The sequence below is a fragment of the Pseudomonas sp. IT-P44 genome, assembly GCF_949768225.1.
In the GTDB taxonomy this organism is placed as follows: Bacteria; Pseudomonadota; Gammaproteobacteria; order Pseudomonadales; family Pseudomonadaceae; genus Aquipseudomonas; species Aquipseudomonas migulae.
Genome location: NZ_CATKQM010000024.1, coordinates 213660 through 233039 on the forward strand (window position 1 = coordinate 213660; position 19380 = coordinate 233039).

Genomic DNA, 19380 nt, shown 5'->3' on the forward strand with positions numbered 1-19380 from the left:
TATCAGAACACCGACCAGCCGATCCGCTGGCTCAACAACTCCAGCGCGGCCATGCCCGCCAGTGAGTTACCGGCGGCGTTGAGTTCCGGTGACCAGACGCACACTGTGAACTGCCCCGGCACCACCGCGACGATCCCGCCGCCCACGCCGCTTTTGCCTGGCAAACCGACGCGATAGGCGAAGTTGCCCGCCTCGTCGTAGAGGCCGCTGGTGGCCATGATGGAATTGACTTGCTGGGTCTGGCGGCCGCTGAGGATCTGTTCGCCGCTGTGCTTGCAGAAGCCGTCGTTGGCCAGGAAGCAGAACGCCCGCGCCAGGTCCACGCAGCTCATGCGCAGGGCGCAATGGCTGAAGTAGCTGCGCAGCACCGCTTCGACATCGTTGTGAAAATTGCCGAAGGATTGCATCAGGTACGCCATGGCGGCGTTGCGCGCACGGTGCTGGTATTCGGACTCGGCGACCTTGCCGTCCACCATGACTTGCGGATTGCCCGACAGGCGCCGGACGAAATCACGCATCGACAGCGCAGGGGCGGCAAAACGTGACTGATTGATGTCGCAGATCACCAGCGCACCGGCGTTGATGAACGGATTGCGCGGGCGCCCGCGTTCGAATTCCAGCTGCACCAGCGAGTTGAATGGCTGCCCGGAAGGCTCGTGACCCAGGCGTTGCCAGATCGCTTCGCCGGAATGCTCGATGGCCTGCACCAGGCTGAACACCTTGGAAATACTCTGCACCGAGAACGGCGTGTGGGCGTCACCGGCGCAAAACAGCTCGCCGTCGTTGCCGTACACGGCGATACCCAGTTGATTGGCCGGCACGGTGCCGAGGGCAGGAATGTAGTCAGCCACCTTGCCCTGACCGATCAGGGGCCGAACTGCGTCAAGGATCTCGCTCAACAGCGCTTGCATGCCGGGTTCCGAAGTCTCGCCCCAAGGGATTGCGGGGACACTGACGCTAGACGCTGGTGGTCAGCAGCGGATCACAGTTGTGAATTGGAATGCCATTGTAGGAGCCGGCTTGCTGGCGATAGCGGTGGTTCAGTCGACACATTTATCGCCTGAACGGACGCTATCGCCAGCAAGCCGGCTCCTACAGGAGTTTGTGTAGGCCAAGGAAATTTCGGGGGTTACGTATCAGAGTGTGTACAGCCCCGTCCTTGACACACCCCGTCCATAAAACCCCACCCCAACGACACATCGCAGATACACCCGATTGATGAAATGTGCCTGTCGATTGGCTCAGCCGATCAAAGCGCTCAACTCACTCAATGCTACGGAGTATCACCATGTTCAAGCTCTCGACTTCTTCCCTGACCCTCGGCCTGATCATCGCCGGCGGCCTGGCCCTGTCCAACGTCGCGTCGGCCTCCGAGTCCGAAGCGTTCAGCATGAAACAGCTGGCCCACGGCTACAGCCAGGCCCACGCCGACACCGCGGAAAAACCGGCTGAAGGCAAATGCGGCGAAGGCAAGTGCGGCGCCGGCGAGTAACCCTTGCGCGGGGCCGCGAGCCCCGCATCCCTGACTGAACGGAGACCACGTCCATGAACTCTGCAATCTCGTCGGCCGTGAAAGGCCTGCACCTGAACCTTGACCGTGCCGGTAGCTGGCTCGCCCCATTGACCCTGCGGTTGTTCATTGCCTGGGAATTTTTCGAGTCAGGCCTGGAAAAATGGAATGGCGAAAACTGGTTCGCCGACATTCAGGATCGCTTTCCGTTTCCCTTCGACCAGATACCGGCGACGCTGAACTGGGAACTGTCGATGTGGGCCGAACTGCTTTGCGCCCTTGCCATCCTCGTCGGCCTTGGCACGCGGATTTCGGCCATCGCGTTGATCGTGGTCACCCTTGTGGCGACGGCCGCCGTCCACTGGCCGGCCGATTGGTCTACATTGAGTGAGCTTGCTCAGGGTTACGCCATCAGCAACAAGGGCCACGGCAACTTCAAACTGCCGCTGATTTACCTCGCCGCCCTGATGCCGCTGTTGCTCTCGGGTGCCGGCAAGCTCAGTCTCGATACGTTGTTGGCTCGCTTCTTCTGGCGTCGCAATCATCGCTGAGGCGCCAGGGTTTCGATAACGTACCTGCCACTCCCAATAGAACAGGAGCAATCGCCATGAGTCTCACTCTCTACGGTTTTGACGGCAGTACTTATGTGCGCACAGTGAAGATGTTGCTGGTGGAAAAAGACGCGGACTTCGAGCAGGTGCAGGTCAACGTGATCAAAGGGGAACCACACCTGCCGGAGCATCTGGTGCGCCACCCGTTCGGCAAGGTGCCCGTCGTCGACCACGACGGCTTTCGGGTGATCGAAACCGGTGCGATCATTGCCTATCTGGACGAAGTCCTGCCCGGCCCGTCAATCACCCCGGACAACGCCCACGACCGTGCGCGCACCCACATGGCCCAGGGCATTTATGATTCCTACGGTTATGGCGCGCTGGTCTCGGTGTTCGGCTACCATCTGTTTCCCGACTTCATTGGCGGGCAGAATGAAGATTCGCGCCGCCAAGGCATCGAGAACTCGAAACGAGTGCTGCGCGAGTTGATGAAGATTAAAGGCACCGATCCGTATATCGCCGGCCTTGAACCGAGCATCGGCGACTTCTACCTGGCACCGGGTTGCGCCTACATCGCGATGACTCCGGATGCGCCACAGGTATTTGCCGTGGACGGCTTCAACAGCTGGTGGAAACGGATGCAGGGGCTGACGAGCTTCAAAGCCACACAGCCGCATTAAGCTACGCCCCAACTCACTTGCGAAGACAGGAGCCACCATGAGCGTGACCACCCAATGGATCGAGATCGACAGCGCTGAAGGTAAATTCGGCGCTTACCTGGCGATTCCGCATACCCAGAAAGGCCCGGGGATTGTGCTGATCCAGGAGATCTTCGGTGTGAATGAACACATCCGCTCGGTCGCCGAGCAATATGCCGCCGACGGCTACCTGGTGATTGCACCGGACCTGTTCTGGCGCAACGGCCCGCGCATTGAACTGACCTACGACGAAGCCGGCTGGAAACGCGCCGTCGAATTGATGAACGCCACCGACGTCGGCAAAGCGCAGAAAGACATCGAACTGGCCATCGACGCCCTGAAAGCACAACCGGGTCTGGATGGCGGCATTGCCTCCATCGGCTACTGCTTCGGCGGCTTGCTCTCCTACCACACCGCTGCCAACGGGCTGGTGGACGTGGCGATCGCCTATTACGGCGGCGGCATCCAGAACCAACTGGACCGCGCCGATGAAATCGAAGTGCCGCTGTTGATGCACTTCGGCGAACAGGACAGCCACATCCCGCTGGAAGCCGTGGAGAAAATCGCCGAGCGTTTCGACAACAACGATAACGTTGAAATCGTGGTTTACCCGGAAGCCGAGCATGGTTTCAACTGCTCGCATCGCGACAGCTACAACCAGCGTGCCGCGGCTGAAGCCCATGGCAATACGCTGATCTTCCTGGGCATGGAACTCTAAGACCGACACGCTTCAGGTAGGAGCCCGGCTTGCTGGTGATGGTGATTTCAAAGACGCCTTCGCCAGCAAGCCGGCTCCTACGGATCACAGGTGTGTTCGGGGTCGCGGGTTCACGCAAAACCTGTAGGAGCCGGCTTGCTGGCGATGGCGATTTCACTGACGCCTTCGCCGGCAAGCCTGGCTCCTACAGATCTCGGGTGTGTTCGGGGTCGCGGGTTGACGCAAAACCTGTAGGAGCCAGCTTGCTGGCGATGGCGATTTCAAAGACGCCATCGCCGGCAAGCCTGGCTCCTACAGATCTCGGGTGTGTTCGGGATCGCGGGTTGACGCAAAACCTGTAGGAGCCGGCTTGCTGCGGGCGGCGTTCCGACGATGGCGATTTCAACGACGCCTTCGCCGGCAAGCCTGGCTCCTACAGGTTTGGCGTTTATTGATTGATCGTCATGACTTTCATAATCACAACTCTTCCGCTTGCGCAGTGTCGGCCAGCTTCGGCTGTGCGTTGCGCTCGTGCACATGGCGATGCGGTGTGCGGTCGATGTTCAGGCTGAGGATTTCCGGACGGCTGTAGTGGCCGCGCCCATCCATCTGACGCTTACGCACTTCGATCTGGAACAAGTCGATGTCGGCAATGACTTCACCTTCACCTTCGGTCAGTGCGCCGACGACTTCACCTTGCGGATCGATGATCGCGGTGTAGCAACCACCGGAGATCGGACCAATGCCGCAACCGGTGTCAGCCATGATTTGCGCCTGCTGTTCCGGGTACAACCAGGCCGTCGAGTTGACCACGAAGCACGCCGATTCCAGCGCGTGCATGCGGATGCTGACTTCCATCTGGCGGGTGAACCGCTCACCGGCGAACGAACCGGGGTACATCGAGGCGTGGATCTGTTCGCCATCTTCGATCAAGGCATAACGCGCCAGCGGATTGTAGTGTTCCCAGCAAGCCAGTTGACCAATGCGGCCAACAGCGCTGTCGGTTGCGCGCAGGCCGGAACCATCACCCATGCCCCAGATCATGCGCTCATGATAGGTCGGCGAAATCTTGCGACGGGCCTGAATCAGGGTGCCGTCCGCATCGAACAGCAATTGCGTGTTGTACAGGGTACTGCCATCGCGCTCGTTGACGCCGATGGACACCACCATGTTGGCATCCTTGGCGGCTTTGCCAATGGCATCGGTGGTCGCGGAAGGCACGACGACGGCCTGATCGAGCAATTTGTAGTGCTCGGAACCCATTTCGAACGGCGCCTGCACAAAGGAAAAGTACGGGTAGTACGGCACGATGGTTTCCGGGAAAACGGCGAACTGCACGCCTTTCTCGCCGAGTTCACGGATCTTGTTGACGACCTTTTCTACAGTGCCTTCACGGCTGTAGAGCACAGGTGCGATCTGGACGGCAGCGGCTTTGACGATGGTCATGGCGGTGATCTCAGTGGGGAATGGGCTTCAACGAGACCGAGATTACGCCAATAATATTTTGGCTCAAATGTCGAATACACCACCTTTTAAGCCACACAGATAGCGATTTCAAATACGCCATCGCCAGCAAGCCGGCTCCTACAGATCGAGGGGATGTCCAGAATCGAGGATTCACACCCAACCTGTAGGAGCCGGCTTGCTGCGGGCGGCGTTCCGACGATGGCGATTTCGAGAACGCCGCCCGCAGCAAGCCGACTCCTACAACGTCAGCCTCGATTCGCACGCTGGATGACTTGCGGCGGTTGACCAAAGGCGCGAATAAACGCCCGGCGCATCCGCTCGCGATCACCAAAACCGGTCTCTGTCGCCACCACATCGATGGCGTGCCGGCCGGTTTCCATCATCAGGCGCGCGGCCTCCACCCGCAGGTTTTCAATGGCCTTGGCAGGAGACTGACCGGTTTCGGCATGGAATACGCGACTGAACTGTCGCGGGCTGAGGTTGGCGGCACTGGCCAGTTCCTCGACCGACAGCTCGGACTTCAAATGCTGCTTGGCATAGGTCAACGCGGCTTGAATGCGGTCAGTCTTGGGCTCGAGTTCAAGCATCACCGAAAACTGCGACTGCCCGCCCGCGCGTCGGTGGTACACCACCAATTGCCGGGCCACCCGCCGCGCTACGTCTGCACCGAGGTCACTTTCCACCAGGGCCAATGCAAGATCGACACAGGCACTCATGCCCGCAGCGGTCCAGACGTTGCCGTCGTTGATGAAGATCCGGTCCTCCTCCACCTTCACCTTCGGGTAAGCCCGTTGCAACGCAGGCGCATGGCACCAGTGCGTGGTTGCTCGCCGGCCATCGAGCAGACCGGCCTCGGCCAGCGCGATGGCCCCGGTGCAGATCGAGCCGACCCGGCGGCAGCTCTGACTGGCGCTGCGCAGAAACGCCACCATGCCCGATGAAACCGGACGGATCAGGTTGTCGCCCATCACCAGCAGCGTGTCGAACGAGCGCTGATCGAACGCGGTGGTCTCCACGCCGAAGCCGGCGGAGGTCTGCACCGTCCCGCCGTGTTCCGACAACAAGGTGAGGCTGTACACCGGCTCGTCGGCGGCGCCATTGGCCATTTCGAACGCCGCACACATGGCCAGGCCCAGCACCTGGAATTCGGGGTAAACGATGAGGCCGATCTCGTGCATGACGCCAATTCCCGATGACCGTAAAGGAGGTTTGATAGCTTTTAAGGCCATCTAACTTGCACTGTACGCCCTGATCAGGTCTACACCTAACGGAAAGCCGTTGGCCGGCAACACGAGGCTCGGCCGTGGTCGATGCGTTGAACTATGCGAAGTTATGAAGGGATCGCGGCTGGCACTCAGTGCCGGGACATCAACCCATGCAGCACACCGAACCGCAAACCGGGCTCGGACGGTGTCATGTGCGAGACGCCGAAGACTTTGAACGCTGCCAGCATCAGCACCAGCCCACCGGGCAGGATGCTCAGGCGGTGACTTTGCAGGCCCGCGAGCCTGAGTTGATTGACGTGCCCCACTTCCAGCAGGCGCAGCGACAGGCGCAACAGGCCGCTGTAGGTAATGCCGCTCTGGCCTTCGTCGTTCAAACCGTTGGCCTTGAGCACTTTGGCGAGCATCCGTGCGGTGCCTGATGAGCCGATCACCTGCTGCCAGCCCAGCGAGCGATAACGGCGCGCCACGCGTTCGAATTGCAGGGTGGCGACACGCTCGGCTTCCAGCAGCGCCGGGGCCGTGATGCGCCCTCCTTGAAAATAACGCGCACCAAAGGTGCCGCTGCCGATGGCAATGCTCTCGGTCAACAGCGGCTGCGCGCCCTGCCCGAGGATCAATTCCGTGGAGCCGCCACCGACGTCGATCACCAGCCGTTTGCGTTCCGTACCGGGAACCGTGTGAGCCACACCGGCGTAAACCAGCCTTGCTTCTTCATGCCCGGAGATCACGTCGATGCGAAAACCCAGATGCCGCTCAGCGCTGGCCAGGAATAATTGGGCATTGTCGGCTTCACGCACGGCGCTGGTCGCCACCGCCCGCACACGACCGGGCTCAAAGCCGCGTAACTTTTTGCCGAATCGCGCGAGTGCCTGCCATCCGCGATCCAGTGCCATTTCGTCCAGCGCACCGCCCTGAAAACCCTCCGCCAGACGCACTGGCTCGCGCAGGGTTTTCACCTCCTGGATCACCAGTTGCTGATTCCGCTTGACCGACTGGCCGATCATCATGCGAAACGCATTGGAACCCAGGTCGATGGCCGCAAACAGGGAGGCATCTCCTTTCATTGAGGTATTCCTTGCAAATTCATCTGTCAGCAGACCCAGGCCCGCTGAACGTTCAAGACGGTTTGCAAGAATTTTTACATAGGTTCGATGACATCCAGATGACATCGCTAATGGGCCTCTCCGCCCTTGGGCTTATAGAAGAGAAACATGCTGGTCTCGGTGGTCTTGATGTATTTTCTGGCCCAATCGGGGTTCACGTTGCGGTCGTGAAAATACATCGCGCCGTGGGTGCGGTCGTTGAGCTGCTTGTTGAGCGCCTTGCGCGCGATTTCCTTGGCGATCATGTATTGGGTTTCTTCCTGGACCTGATCGGAACGCCCGTCACACCACCAGGAAAACTGGCAATTCTTGGTTTCAGATCCCTGTTTGACCACCGCGCACACCGTGTCCGGAAAGCCCTCATGGCCCAGGCGATTCATCACCACGCTGGCCACGGCTTCCATGTCGGCGGAGGATTTGCCCTTGGCTTCCCAATAAATGGAGCGCGCCAGGCAGGTGATTGCATCGTCCAGCGGCGACGCACCTGCCGGGTCGACTGCCTGCACTTCGGAGGTGGTAATCGCTTCGGACTTGGGCACCGGCACATCGGCCCCCTTCTCCGCCGCTTTCTGTTCCAGCACTTCGGCCTTGTTTTCGGCCGCTTCCTTTTTTTGTTCCTGTTCAGTCGCCGCTGCCTGGCCGCCGAGTAACGTGATTGCAAAGCAGGTCGCTATCCAAATCAAGCGCATGATCGACCCTTCTGAGTGGACTGGATTCAAGCAACAAACTGTCGACGCTGAGCGCCCCTGGCCGGCGACATCGCTTGATTGTAGTTGCCCGTTTTCATTTCGACAGACGGCCGACAACCTGTATTTCGGTGTGAAAAGGCATTGCGCTCACAGGGGTGAAATCGCGCATCATGGGCGCAGTCCGAACAAGGGAGATTTCCATGCGTGTCCTGCCACCCGTTTTGCGTCTTGCCACGTTGTCGCTGGGGCTGTTGTTCGCCATGAATGCGCTGGCGGCCGACGAGAAACAACTGATCGACTCGATCAACGATTACCGCAGCCAGAACCAGCGGTGCGCAGGCCAGGTCTCGTCGGAACTGCCACCGCTGGCGGGTGATCCACGGCTGGTGTTGTCCGCCACCAGCATCGGCAATCTGCAACAGGCCATGGTCGCCGCGAATTATCCGATGAAGAACGTGCAGGCGATCAGCCTGTCCGGGCCGCGCGATGCGGCGGCGGCGATGAAAGCGATCCAGGAGAGCTTTTGCCAGATCGTGCTCGATCCGCAATTCGTCGACATCGGCGTGAGCCGCCAGGACCGTGAATGGCGCATCGTGGTCGCCCGTCCATTGTTGAGCGCGCGCCTGGGCGACTGGCAGGCGGAAGGCCAGAAGCTGCTGGCCGAACTCAACGTCGCCCGCAGCCGTGCACGTCAGTGCGGCACGCAATCCTTTGCCGCCGCCACGCCGTTGACCTGGAACGCCACACTGGCGACAGCCGCCGAGACGCATGCGCGGTCCATGGCCAACAACAATTACTTCGATCACAAGGACCGCGACGGTCGCACGCCGGGTGACCGGGCAGAACTGGCGGGTTACAGCGGCCAGCAGATCGGCGAGAACATCGCCGCCGGGCAAGACAGTGTGCGCAAGGTCGTCGATGGCTGGGTCGCCAGCCCCGGTCACTGCGCGAACCTGATGAACCCGCAGTATCACGAGCTGGGCGCGGCGTATGCGGTGGACCCGAAGAGCGATTCGGGGATTTACTGGACAGTGATGTTTGGTTCGCCGTAAACGCCCGCCGACAAACGCAAAAACCCGGACCGCCTTGACGGCGTCCGGGTTGTTTTTTTCAAGTCAGTGCGAGCTCATTCCCGCCGCATGCATCAACAATCGCAATGCCCCCGCCACGACGCCCAGCGCCAACACACTGCCGAACCAGATCAGCACCAGCCAGCCGAGGCGCCGATACCAACGCACGGGTTTTGGTTGAAGCGGTTTAGTGGTAGCCATCGCCGATCCTCACTTTGCCGCGGAACACGTAGTAACTCCAGACGGTGTACATCAGGATGATCGGCAGAATGAACAACGCCCCGATCAAGATGAACAACTGGCTGGTGGGTGGTGATGCCGCGGCCCACAGGCTGATGGAGGGCGGCACGATGTTCGGCCAGATGCTGAACGCCAGTCCGATATACCCCAGGAACACCAGCGCCAAGGTAAAAACGAAGGGCCAGTGGGTGTGGCGCTGACGCAAAGTACTGAGCAGGCCGAAGAACGCGAGTGCGGCCAACAACGCCAAGCCGCCAAACACCACCAGGTGAGCGTGGGCAAACCAGCGCGTCGCGATGTCCGGGTGCAGGATCGGTGTCCAGACACAGATCACGCCGATCACCGCCAACAGCAACCAGGCCAACGGACGCGTGAACAGGCGCATCCGCGATTCGAGCATGCCTTCGGTCTTGACCAGCAACCAGGTGCTGCCCAACAACGCGTAAGCGACGATCAACCCCACCCCGCAGAACAACGGGAACGGTGCCAGCCAGTCCAGCGTGCCACCGGCGAACTGCCGATCGACCACCGGGATGCCGGCGATGTAAGCACCGATCACCACGCCTTGGGCGAAGGTCGCCAACAGCGAGCCACCGATAAACGCCAGGTCCCAGATGTGACGCTTTTGCGGGCTGGCCTTGAAGCGGAACTCAAACGCGACACCGCGAAAAATCAGCCCGCACAGCATCAATATCAGCGGCAGGTACAGCGCTTCCAGAATCACCGAATACGCCAGCGGAAACGCGCCATACAGCGCCGCGCCACCCAGCACCAGCCAGGTTTCATTGCCATCCCAGACCGGCGCCACGGTGTTCATCATCACATCGCGCTCCCGTGCATCCGGGATCAACGGGAACAGGATGCCCAACCCCAGATCGAAGCCGTCCATGATCACGTACATCATCACGCCGAAGGCGATGATCACGCCCCAGATCAGCGAAAGATCGATACCTTGAATACCCATGATTCAACTCCCCTTATTCAATGGACGCGGGCGTCGGTGTCGAGGTTTTCGGCGTCGGCGGACAGCGGCCGACGTGGCGTTATTACTTGAGCGGACGAGTCGCCGACAGGATGCGCGTGATGCGGTTGCGGCCCCTTGCGCACCAGTTTCATCATGTAGCCGATCCCCACCGTGAACACCGAGAAGTAGATCACCACGAACAACGCCAATGAGATGCTCAGCTGTGCGACCGAATGGTGAGAAGCCGCGTCTGCCGTGCGCAACAATCCGTAGACCACCCATGGCTGACGGCCCACTTCGGTGGTGATCCAGCCGGCGAGCATCGCGATCAGGCCGCTGGGGCCCATCCACATCACAAAGCGCAGGAAGCCGCGATGCCGAAAGATTCCACCATTGCGACGCAACGCGAGCCCGAGCAGACCGGCGAGAATCATCAACATGCCAAGGCCCGCCATCACGCGAAAACTCCAGAAGATAATCGTCGCGTTGGGCCGGTCTTCTTTCGGGAAGCTTTTGAGCGCGGGAATCTGTTTGTCCAGGCTATGGGTCAGGATCAGGCTGCCCAGGTACGGGATTTCCACGGCGTAGCGGGTTTTCTCGGCCTGCATGTCCGGGATGCCAAACAGCACCAGTGGCGTCGGCCCGTTATCGGCGTTTTCCCAGTGGCCCTCGATCGCGGCGATTTTTGCCGGTTGATGCTCCAGCGTGTTCAAGCCATGAGCGTCACCCACCACCGCCTGAATCGGCGCCACGATCAACGCCATCCACAGCGCCATCGAGAGCATTTTGCGCACCTGACGGGTGTCGTTGCCGCGCAGCAAATGCCACGCCGCTGACGAGCCGACGAAAAACGCAGTGGCGACAAACGCGGCAATCGCCATGTGCGCCAGGCGGAACGGGAACGACGGGTTGAACACGATAGCCAGCCAGTCCATCGGCATCACCCGGCCATCGACGATCTGGAAACCTTGCGGTGTTTGCATCCAGCTGTTCGACGCGAGAATCCAGAAGGTCGAAATCAACGTGCCGATCGCCACCATCACCGTGGCAAAAAAGTGCAAGCCGCGCCCTACCCGGTTCCAGCCGAACAGCATGACCCCGAGGAAGCCCGCTTCAAGGAAGAATGCGGTGAGCACTTCATAGGTCAGCAACGGGCCGGTGATGCTGCCTGCGAAGTCGGAAAAGCGACTCCAGTTGGTGCCGAACTCATACGCCATGACCAGGCCAGAGACCACGCCCATGCCAAAGTTGACGGCAAAGATCTTCGACCAGAAGTGGTAGAGGTCGCGATAGGTGTCGTTGTGGGTCTTGAGCCAAAGCCCTTCGAGCACGGCGAGGAAACTCGCCAGGCCGATGGTGATGGCGGGAAAGATGATGTGGAACGAAACCGTGAACGCGAATTGAATGCGCGCCAGGTCCAGTGCCTCCAGATTAATCATGCTGAACATCCTCATCGAGGCTGAGTTGAAAACGGCACACAGCCGGGCCACCGTCGGGCCGTAGGGCCCGCAGCCAACTAATGTCGAAAGGGTGAAACCGGTGCGGCGTGCGGCGCCGCTCCGGTATGAACTACGCGACGGAAGACATAATCACGTTGCTGGCCCCCGCCTGTTCGAGGCGGATGGCGACGAACTTGGAGGTCGGGGTGAACGTGCGGTCACCGTAGCTTTCCAGCGGAACCAGTGGATTGGTTTCCGGGTAGTAAGCGGCGGCTTGGCCTGGCGGAATGTCGTAGGCAATCAGGGTAAAGCCGCTGACACGACGCTCGCGGTCATCGTCCCAAAGCGCAACCAGATCGACTTTCTGCCCCGGCTCGAAGCCGAGTTTGCGAATGTCCTGCTCGTTCACAAACACGACGTCGCGCATGCCGTAGACCCCGCGATAACGATCATCCAGACCGTACAGGGTGGTGTTGTATTGATCGTGGGAACGCATGGTTTGCAGGATCAGATCCGGCTTCTCTGCCAGGTTGCGCACGCCTTCGCTGATCAGGTGCTCCGGCAATACACTCGGGGTGAACTGCGCTTTGCCGGTCGCGGTTTTCCAGACGCGATTCGAAGCGTTGTTCGGCATGTGGAAACCGCCCGGGTGCAGCAACCGTTGATTGAAATCTTCGAAGCCTGGAATGGTGTCGGCAATCATGTTGCGGATGCGGCCGTAGTCACCGATGGCCCAATTCCAGTCGATCGGACGCTTGCCCAGCGTGGCGGCGGCGATCCCGGCAATGATCGCCGGCTCCGAGCGCAGATGCACCGACTTGGGTTTCAACTGGCCGTGGGAGATGTGGATCATGCTGAAGGTGTCTTCCACGGTGACGCCTTGTGGTCCTTCGGCTTGCATGTCGATATCGGTGCGACCCAGGCACGGCAGAATCAACGCTTCCCGTCCGGTGACCAAATGGCTGCGGTTGAGTTTGGTGGCGATGTGCACGGTGAGGTCGCACTTGCGCAACGCGTCGTGGGTACGCGGGGTGTCCGGGGTGGCTTGAGCGAAGTTGCCGCCCAGGGCGATGAACACTTTCGAACGGCCCTGCTCCATCGCCGAAATCGCCATCACGGTATTGTGGCCGTGCTCGCGTGGCGGCTTGAACGAAAAGCGTTTTTCCAGTGCATCCAGCAGCTCGACCGGTGCCAGTTCATTGATGCCCATGGTCCGGTCACCTTGCACGTTGCTGTGACCGCGCACCGGCGACAGGCCCGCGCCGGGGCGGCCGACGTTGCCCCGCAACAGCATCAGGTTGATGACTTCCTGCAGCATCGGCACCGAGTGCGTGTGCTGGGTCAAGCCCATCGCCCAGCACATGATCACGGCTTTGGCCTTGGCGTACATGCGCGCGGCGAGTTCGATATCCGGCAGGCTCATGCCGGACTGTTCCTCGATGTGCGCCCAGGTGGTGGCATCGACTTGCGCCAGATACTCATCCATCCCCGAGGTATGTTCAGCGATGAAGGCGTGGTCAAACACCGGTTCGCCACCGCAGGCTTGAGCTTCGCGCTCCCACTGCAAGAGGAACTTGACCATGCCGCGCATCACCGCCATGTCGCCGCCGAGTGCCGGGCGGAAGTAGGCGGTGTTGGTCGGCTCGGAGCCATTCAACAGCATTTCGATCGGGTGCTGCGGATGCTGAAAACGCTCCAGCCCGCGCTCTTTGAGCGGGTTGATGCAGATCACCTGTGCCCCGCGTTTCACCGCTTCGCGCAGCGGTTCAAGCATCCGTGGATGGTTGGTGCCGGGGTTCTGGCCGATGACGAAGATCGCGTCGGCGTGCTCCAGGTCATCGAACACCACGGTGCCTTTGCCCACGCCCAGGCTCTCGCCCATGCTGACGGCACTGGCTTCGTGGCACATGTTGGAGCAGTCCGGGAAATTATTGGTGCCGTAGGCCCGTACGAACAACTGGTACAGAAAAGCCGCCTCGTTACTGGCCCGGCCCGAGGTGTAGAACTCGGCCTGATCCGGCGATTCCAGCGCATTGAGGTGCCGGGCAATCAGGGCGAACGCGTCATCCCAGGTGGTTTCCACGTAACGGTCCGACTGCGCGTCGTAGCGCATCGGATGGGTAAGCCGGCCCTGATACTCCAGCCAGTAATCGCTTTGCTCGGCCAGCGTCGACACTGTGTATTTGTTGAAGAAAGCCGGGTTCACCAGCCGGCCGGTCGCTTCCCAGTTAACCGCCTTGGCGCCGTTTTCGCAGAACTTGACCATGCCGTTTTCCGGCGACTCACCCCAGGCGCAGCCCGGGCAGTCGAAGCCACCGTTCTGGTTGGTCTTGAGCATGGCGCGGATATTTTTCAGGGCGTTCTCACTGCCCAGCCAGTTCTTGGTGACGGCGATCAACGCCCCCCAACCGGCAGCGGCACCCTTGTAAGGTTTGTAACGGTCGACTTGAGACATGATGCTTCTCCGTGACATTGCACACAGGCTTTTCGAAGTACGGAGCAAGCATATTAATGGGGTCTGAATATTGTCTAATCGCTATTAATGACCACATTATCGAAGAGATCTATCACGGGCTTTATCCCTTTATTTTCAATGGCTTGAGTGTTTAATAAATAACTTTAACGATTGAAAAAAGTTTGTCATAGAGCCCATCGATCACCCAGTCATTAATAGTGATTGGACGCCCTCCAAAGTTGCACTTAGCCTGCGGTTCGAGTCGCAAAACAACGGACCTGTAACGGGCTCCTACAGTTCCGTCACCGCAATCCATTCCGGATAACGGCGGAATTTCCATTACAAAGTGCGCGGGTCATTACCACCGAAACCGCCAAGCGAGGCTGTCATGTCAGAGCGAGTCTTGATCGATGGGTTCTCCCGGCGCGTGGACTATCTGCGGATGTCTGTCACCGATCGTTGCGACTTCCGTTGCGTGTATTGCATGGCCGAAGACATGCAGTTCCTGCCACGCCAACGGATCCTGACCCTGGAAGAAATCTACCAGGTCGCCGAAAGCTTCGTGGCCCTGGGCACCCGCAAAATCCGCCTGACCGGCGGCGAGCCGTTGATTCGTCCGGGTGTGGTGCAACTGTGCGAACGAATCGCTGCCCTGCCCGGCTTGCGCGAGTTGTGCATGACCACCAATGGTTCGCAGTTGAGCAAACTGGCCAAGCCGTTGTTCGACGCCGGGGTCAAACGACTCAACATCAGCCTCGACTGCCTGGACCCGCAACGCTTTCGCGAACTGACGCGCACCGGCGATCTGGCGCAAGTCATAAAAGGCATCGACGCTGCCAACGCCGCCGGGTTTCGCAACACCAAGCTCAATTGTGTGGTGATGAAGGGCCGCAACGATCACGAGATCAACGATCTGGTGAGCTTCGCCATCGACCGCCAGCTCGACATTTCATTCATCGAAGAAATGCCCTTGGGCACCATTCATGAGCACAGCCGCGCGGAATCGTTTTATTCCAGCGCCCAGGTACGTGAACGAATAGCCGAGCGCTACACTTTGATTGACTCCGCCGAGTCGACCCAGGGCCCTTCCCGCTACTGGCGTCTGGCCGAAGCGCCACAGATTCGCCTGGGGTTCATTTCCCCCCACAGCCACAACTTTTGCGGCACCTGCAACCGGGTGCGGCTGACCGTGGAAGGCCGGCTGCTGCTGTGCCTGGGCAACGAACATTCGGTCGACCTCAAGGCCGTATTGCGCGCCCATCCCGGTCAGCCCGAACGCTTGGAAAAAGCCATTATCGAGGCGATGAAGCTCAAGCCTTATCGGCACAATTTCGAAGTGAACGATGATGTTCAGGTGGTTCGCTTCATGAACATGACGGGCGGCTGAAAACCATGATCGTGAGACCCAAACCCAATCTGATCGGCGTCCTGACTTCACTCAAGGGTTCGATCGCCAAACGTATTGCCTGGCGCAGCCTGATGGTGACCGTGCTCGCCTCGGCCATCGTGCTGATCGAGACCCTGCACCCCAGTTATTTCTCCAAGGTCAGTGCAACGCCGTTCACCCTGCTGGGCTTGTCGTTGTCGATCTTCATGAGCTTTCGCAACAACGCCTGCTATGACCGCTGGTATGAAGCACGCAAGGCGTGGGGTGATGTGATCGTGGACATTCGGTCGATGATTCGCGAAACCCAGATCATCAAGGACGCCGGCGAACGCTCAAAAATCCTCAGTAACCTCTGCGGCTTCGCCCATGCGCTGAACGCGAAACTGCGCTCGGAAAACGAACTGGCGGCCAGTGGCGACTGGCTCGACCCGATGCCGAGGAACAATACTCCCGACCTGAGTGGGCAAATTCTGCTGCAGGTCGGCCAACAGTGTTCGACGCTCAGCGAATCGGGCGCGATCAATGAATGGCGCTATACGCTCATGGCCAATCATCTGACCCGCCTGACCCAGGCCCAGGCCGTTTGCGAACGTATCAAACACACGCCGCTGCCGTTTCCCTACACCCTGTTGCTGCACAGGACCATTTACCTGTTCTGCATCTTGCTGCCCTTCGCCATGGCCGAACCGTTGGGCTGGCTGACACCGATTTTCACCGCCATTGTCAGCTACACGTTTTTCGGGCTGGACGCGATTGGCGATGAACTGGAAGACCCGTTCGGTCGCGACGAAAATGACCTGCCCACCGATGCCCTGGTGCGCATTATCGAACGTGAAGTGCTGTCGGCGCTGGGGGCGACGCAGCTTCCTCCGGTGCTGGAGCCCGTTGATTACGTACTTGAGTGATCGAGACGTTCATCCCTCAGCCAACGGTGAGGGATGGTTGACGTGCTCTAGAACAATTCGCTGAAAGGGATAAACCGCACCGGGTCACCGACCTTTAGCGTGCAACCTTCTGCAATCTCCGCCAGTCCGTCCGCCCAGGAAGCACCGAGCAACACGCCGGAACTCTGGTTCGGATAAAGCACAGCCCGGCCTGCTTGCAGTTTGACCCGCAGGTATTCCCGGCGGCTTCCGGCCTTGGGCCAATCGAAACCGGCGCTGACCGGAAAGTTCAAGGGCGTGACCTCTTCGACACCTTGAATCCGCAGCAGATAAGCCCGGGCCAACAGCCCGAACGTCACCAGCGCCGAGGTCGGATTGCCTGGCAGACCGATCACCGGCACCGTACCAAAATGGCCGACGGTCAGTGGCTTGCCCGGCTTGATCGACAGCTTCCACAACAACGGTCTGCCGCATTCGCGCAGCACTTGCCCAAGGCAGTCGGCATCACCCGCAGACACGCCACCGGTGGTCAGAATCAAGTCGGCCGCGTGTTGCAACTGTTCAAGCTTGAGCCGTGTCTGCCGTGGCTGGTCAGGCAAAATCCCGCCATCGATGACCTCGCAGCCCAATGCGCTCAACCAATGGCTCAACAGCGTCCGGTTGCTGTTGTAAATGCCGCCGGGCTTCAGTGGCGTGCCCGGCTCGACCAGTTCGTCGCCGGTAGAAAGCAACGCGACCCGTGGCCGGCGCACCACATCGACCTGCGTCAATCCCTGAGCCGCAGCCACCGCCAATTCGAACGGTCCCAGCCGTGTGCCCGCAACCAACAAAACCTCGCCCGCGCGATTTTCCTGGCCTTGCGGGCGGATGTTCTGGCCCGCCGTCAGTGGCTGCTTGAAGCGTATCTGCCCGTCCGCCAGGACGTCGACGTTCTCTTGCATCTCGACGCAATTGGCGCCCTGCGGCACAGGTGCCCCGGTGAAGATCCGCGCGCAGGTTCCCGGCCGCAAGGCGTCGGGGGCGCGGCCGGCAAAAACTTGTTGCGACACGGCCAGCGGTTGCCCGTTCCAGTCATGAACACTCAGCGCATAACCGTCCATGGCACTGTTGGGCCACGGCGGAAGGTCCAGGGTCGCCACCAGGTCATTGGCCAGCACGCGTTGCCGGGCCGCATTCAACGGGACCGGCTCGCTGTCATGCAGGTGTTGCGCCTCGGCCATCGCCAGCAGTTTGGCGATGGCTTCCTCTACCGGCATCAATGCTGAAGAACTCATCCCCGTGGCCCGCACGCCTGCACCGCTTTGAGATGCGGCACAAAGTTGCACGGTCTGTGACGGGCATCCAACTGCTCGGCGAGGATGCCTTCCCACGCGGTTCGACAGGCGCCGGTCGAACCTGGCAGGCAGCACACCAGCGTACCGTTGGCTAACCCGGCCAATGCCCGGCTCTGTACCGTAGACGTGCCGATGTCGAGAATGGAGATCGCCCGGAACAGCTCACCAAAACCGTCAATCTGTTTGTCCAGCAAACACGCCACGGCCTCGGGCGTATTGTCGCGGCCGGTGAAGCCGGTGCCGCCGGTAATCAGCACCACTTGAATGTCTTCGTCAGCGATCCAGTTCGCCACCTGGGCGCGGATTTTGTACAGGTCGTCCTTCAACAAGTTGCGTTCACTGAGGGTGTGGCCGGCTTCCAGCAATCGACTGACCAGCAATTGCCCGGAGGTGTCGTTGGCATATTCACGGGTATCGCTAACGGTCAGCACGGCAATATTCAACGGTACAAATAACGCATCCGATTTCACGCTCATATCTTTCTCCGGCAGGTATTAATTAAATAACCTTCAGAGACTAAAGCCCTTGAATAATCACTGTCTAATCACTCTAACCAACCAACTTATCGACCCCCTCTATCACCCATTTTTACTATTAAATCTTGCAGTGATAGAGCCCGCCGATGACTCATTAAATATTACTGATTGGACTGAAAAGAGAGGCAGTGAGATCGTCTGTTCATAACGTTAAATGCCAAGCCTGTGCCCTTCGCACCTACGCTAATACTGACAGCCCATTCCCTCTCGGCAGGTGCCATCGTGGACATCAAACAACTCAAGTTTCTGATCGCACTGGAGCAGACCCGTCACTTCGGTCAAGCCGCCGCGCGTTGCCACATCACCCAGCCCACCCTGTCCATGCGCCTGCGTAATCTGGAGGATGAACTGGATCTGGTGCTGGTCACCCGAGGCCAGCGCTTCGAAGGCTTCACCCAGGCTGGCGAGCGCGTACTGGCGTGGGCCAGAACCCTGCTGGCGGCCCATGACGGGTTGTTCGCCGAAGCGGCCGCCTGCCGTGGCCAACTGGTCGGCAACCTGCGCATGGGCCTGGTCCCGCTCAGCAGTTTCAATCCGGTCAGCTACATCAAGGGCCTTTCCCACAGCTTTCCCGAGCTCAAGTTCAGCCTGAACTCGATGAGCTCGGACCAGATCATCGAAGGCCTGGGCAACAACCAACTGGACCTGGGTGTCTGCTACCTGGATCACGTGAATCCCAATTACTTCGAGTTTTTCGAAATCGGCGAGACCCGTGTCGGTCTGCTCTACGACACCCGTCACTTCCATTTCGAAGGCACTGAAATGAGCTGGGAAGACGCCGCCGAACTGCCGCTGGGGATGATCAGCAATGGCATGCACTACCGAAAATCCATCGACCTGAGTTTCCGCAGTCGCGGGCTCAACCCGCAGCCGATCCTGGAAAGTGATTCGACGTATCAGTTGCTCCAGGCGATTCACGAAGGCTTCTGCTGCTCGATCATGCCGCTGGACAGCGGACTGGAGGAGCCGATCGAACACCTGGCGTTCATCAATCTGCCGGATGCCAGCGTTCTCGCGCCGCTGGGCTTGGTCATGCGTAAAACCGAACCGCGCTCGGCCATCGCCGAGAAATGTTTTGCCGAGGCCCGATTGTTATTCAACGCAACAAACTGATATTTATCAGCCGTCCG

General features: G+C 59.8%; 19 protein-coding genes. 8 read left to right on the forward strand and 11 right to left on the reverse strand.

Annotation, left to right across the window (positions count from 1 at the left end; all coding sequences use genetic code 11):
- Positions 1-2: 2 nt before the first annotated feature.
- Positions 3-911 (reverse strand): glutaminase B, encoded by a 909-nt coding sequence (glsB, locus tag ACM6IO_RS14550; protein ID WP_192229303.1) that lies wholly within the window; start codon positions 909-911, stop codon positions 3-5.
- Positions 912-1288: 377 nt separating this feature from the next.
- On the opposite strand from glsB, the gene ACM6IO_RS14555 reads away from it, so the two are divergent.
- Genes ACM6IO_RS14555 through ACM6IO_RS14570 form a run of 4 tightly spaced genes read left to right on the forward strand, consistent with a single transcriptional unit; the run spans position 1289 to position 3477 of the window.
- Positions 1289-1492, forward strand: coding sequence for a hypothetical protein (locus ACM6IO_RS14555; RefSeq protein WP_008043946.1), 204 nt, complete (start codon positions 1289-1291; stop codon positions 1490-1492).
- Between the two features lie 53 nt (positions 1493-1545).
- Entirely contained in the window at positions 1546-2061 is a 516-nt protein-coding gene (locus ACM6IO_RS14560) for a DoxX family protein (protein ID WP_008043945.1), read from the forward strand.
- Between the two features lie 56 nt (positions 2062-2117).
- Positions 2118-2741, forward strand: a complete 624-nt coding sequence (locus ACM6IO_RS14565; RefSeq protein ID WP_008043943.1) for a glutathione S-transferase family protein — start codon at positions 2118-2120, stop codon at positions 2739-2741.
- Between the two features lie 37 nt (positions 2742-2778).
- Positions 2779-3477: a dienelactone hydrolase family protein gene (locus ACM6IO_RS14570; RefSeq protein ID WP_280161411.1), complete on the forward strand. Its 699-nt coding sequence runs from the start codon at positions 2779-2781 to the stop codon at positions 3475-3477.
- A 456-nt stretch (positions 3478-3933) separates the two neighbouring features.
- Here ACM6IO_RS14570 and ACM6IO_RS14575 read toward each other — a convergent pair whose 3' ends face one another.
- The 4 genes from ACM6IO_RS14575 to ACM6IO_RS14590 all read right to left on the reverse strand — a co-directional run bounded on the left by ACM6IO_RS14575 (position 3934) and on the right by ACM6IO_RS14590 (position 7941).
- On the reverse strand, positions 3934-4902 hold the full coding sequence (locus ACM6IO_RS14575; protein ID WP_192229305.1) for a nitrilase-related carbon-nitrogen hydrolase: 969 nt from the start codon (positions 4900-4902) through the stop codon (positions 3934-3936).
- 266 nt (positions 4903-5168) lie between these two features.
- The gene (locus ACM6IO_RS14580) at positions 5169-6101 is read right to left on the reverse strand and encodes a GlxA family transcriptional regulator (protein ID WP_192229306.1); all 933 of its coding nucleotides are present in this window, start codon (positions 6099-6101) and stop codon (positions 5169-5171) included.
- Between the two features lie 176 nt (positions 6102-6277).
- Positions 6278-7213, reverse strand: coding sequence for a phosphatase (locus tag ACM6IO_RS14585; protein WP_008024127.1), 936 nt, complete (start codon positions 7211-7213; stop codon positions 6278-6280).
- Between the two features lie 107 nt (positions 7214-7320).
- Positions 7321-7941, reverse strand: coding sequence for a cell wall hydrolase (locus ACM6IO_RS14590; protein WP_414911726.1), 621 nt, complete (start codon positions 7939-7941; stop codon positions 7321-7323).
- Positions 7942-8141: 200 nt separating this feature from the next.
- Between ACM6IO_RS14590 and ACM6IO_RS14595 the strand changes: the two genes are divergently transcribed.
- Positions 8142-8993, forward strand: a complete 852-nt coding sequence (locus ACM6IO_RS14595) for a CAP domain-containing protein (protein ID WP_192229309.1) — start codon at positions 8142-8144, stop codon at positions 8991-8993.
- A 63-nt stretch (positions 8994-9056) separates the two neighbouring features.
- On the opposite strand, the gene ACM6IO_RS14600 is transcribed toward ACM6IO_RS14595, so the two are convergent.
- The 4 genes from ACM6IO_RS14600 to ACM6IO_RS14615 form a co-directional block, all read right to left on the reverse strand.
- Complete coding sequence (locus tag ACM6IO_RS14600; protein WP_414911727.1) at positions 9057-9212, reverse strand: DUF2474 domain-containing protein; 156 nt, start codon at positions 9210-9212, stop codon at positions 9057-9059.
- Entirely contained in the window at positions 9199-10215 is a 1017-nt protein-coding gene (gene cydB / locus ACM6IO_RS14605; RefSeq protein WP_192416008.1) for a cytochrome d ubiquinol oxidase subunit II, read from the reverse strand. The genes ACM6IO_RS14600 and cydB overlap by 14 nt, the downstream gene beginning before the upstream one ends.
- 17 nt (positions 10216-10232) lie before the next feature.
- Complete coding sequence (locus ACM6IO_RS14610) at positions 10233-11654, reverse strand: cytochrome ubiquinol oxidase subunit I (RefSeq protein ID WP_414911728.1); 1422 nt, start codon at positions 11652-11654, stop codon at positions 10233-10235.
- Positions 11655-11784: 130 nt separating this feature from the next.
- Complete coding sequence (locus ACM6IO_RS14615; RefSeq protein WP_414911729.1) at positions 11785-14109, reverse strand: FdhF/YdeP family oxidoreductase; 2325 nt, start codon at positions 14107-14109, stop codon at positions 11785-11787.
- A 388-nt stretch (positions 14110-14497) separates the two neighbouring features.
- On the opposite strand from ACM6IO_RS14615, the gene moaA reads away from it, so the two are divergent.
- Positions 14498-15496: a GTP 3',8-cyclase MoaA gene (gene moaA, locus ACM6IO_RS14620; RefSeq protein WP_414911730.1), complete on the forward strand. Its 999-nt coding sequence runs from the start codon at positions 14498-14500 to the stop codon at positions 15494-15496.
- Between the two features lie 5 nt (positions 15497-15501).
- On the forward strand, positions 15502-16401 hold the full coding sequence (locus ACM6IO_RS14625; protein WP_414911731.1) for a bestrophin family protein: 900 nt from the start codon (positions 15502-15504) through the stop codon (positions 16399-16401).
- Between the two features lie 47 nt (positions 16402-16448).
- Here ACM6IO_RS14625 and glp read toward each other — a convergent pair whose 3' ends face one another.
- Both glp and moaB read right to left on the reverse strand, forming a co-directional pair.
- Positions 16449-17654: a gephyrin-like molybdotransferase Glp gene (glp, locus tag ACM6IO_RS14630; RefSeq protein ID WP_414911732.1), complete on the reverse strand. Its 1206-nt coding sequence runs from the start codon at positions 17652-17654 to the stop codon at positions 16449-16451.
- Positions 17651-18190, reverse strand: a complete 540-nt coding sequence (gene moaB, locus ACM6IO_RS14635; RefSeq protein WP_414911733.1) for a molybdenum cofactor biosynthesis protein B — start codon at positions 18188-18190, stop codon at positions 17651-17653. Before moaB ends, glp begins: the two co-directional genes overlap by 4 nt.
- Positions 18191-18472: 282 nt before the next feature.
- On the opposite strand from moaB, the gene ACM6IO_RS14640 reads away from it, so the two are divergent.
- The gene (locus ACM6IO_RS14640) at positions 18473-19363 is read left to right on the forward strand and encodes a LysR family transcriptional regulator (RefSeq protein WP_414911734.1); all 891 of its coding nucleotides are present in this window, start codon (positions 18473-18475) and stop codon (positions 19361-19363) included.
- The last annotated feature ends 17 nt before the right edge of the window (positions 19364-19380 follow it).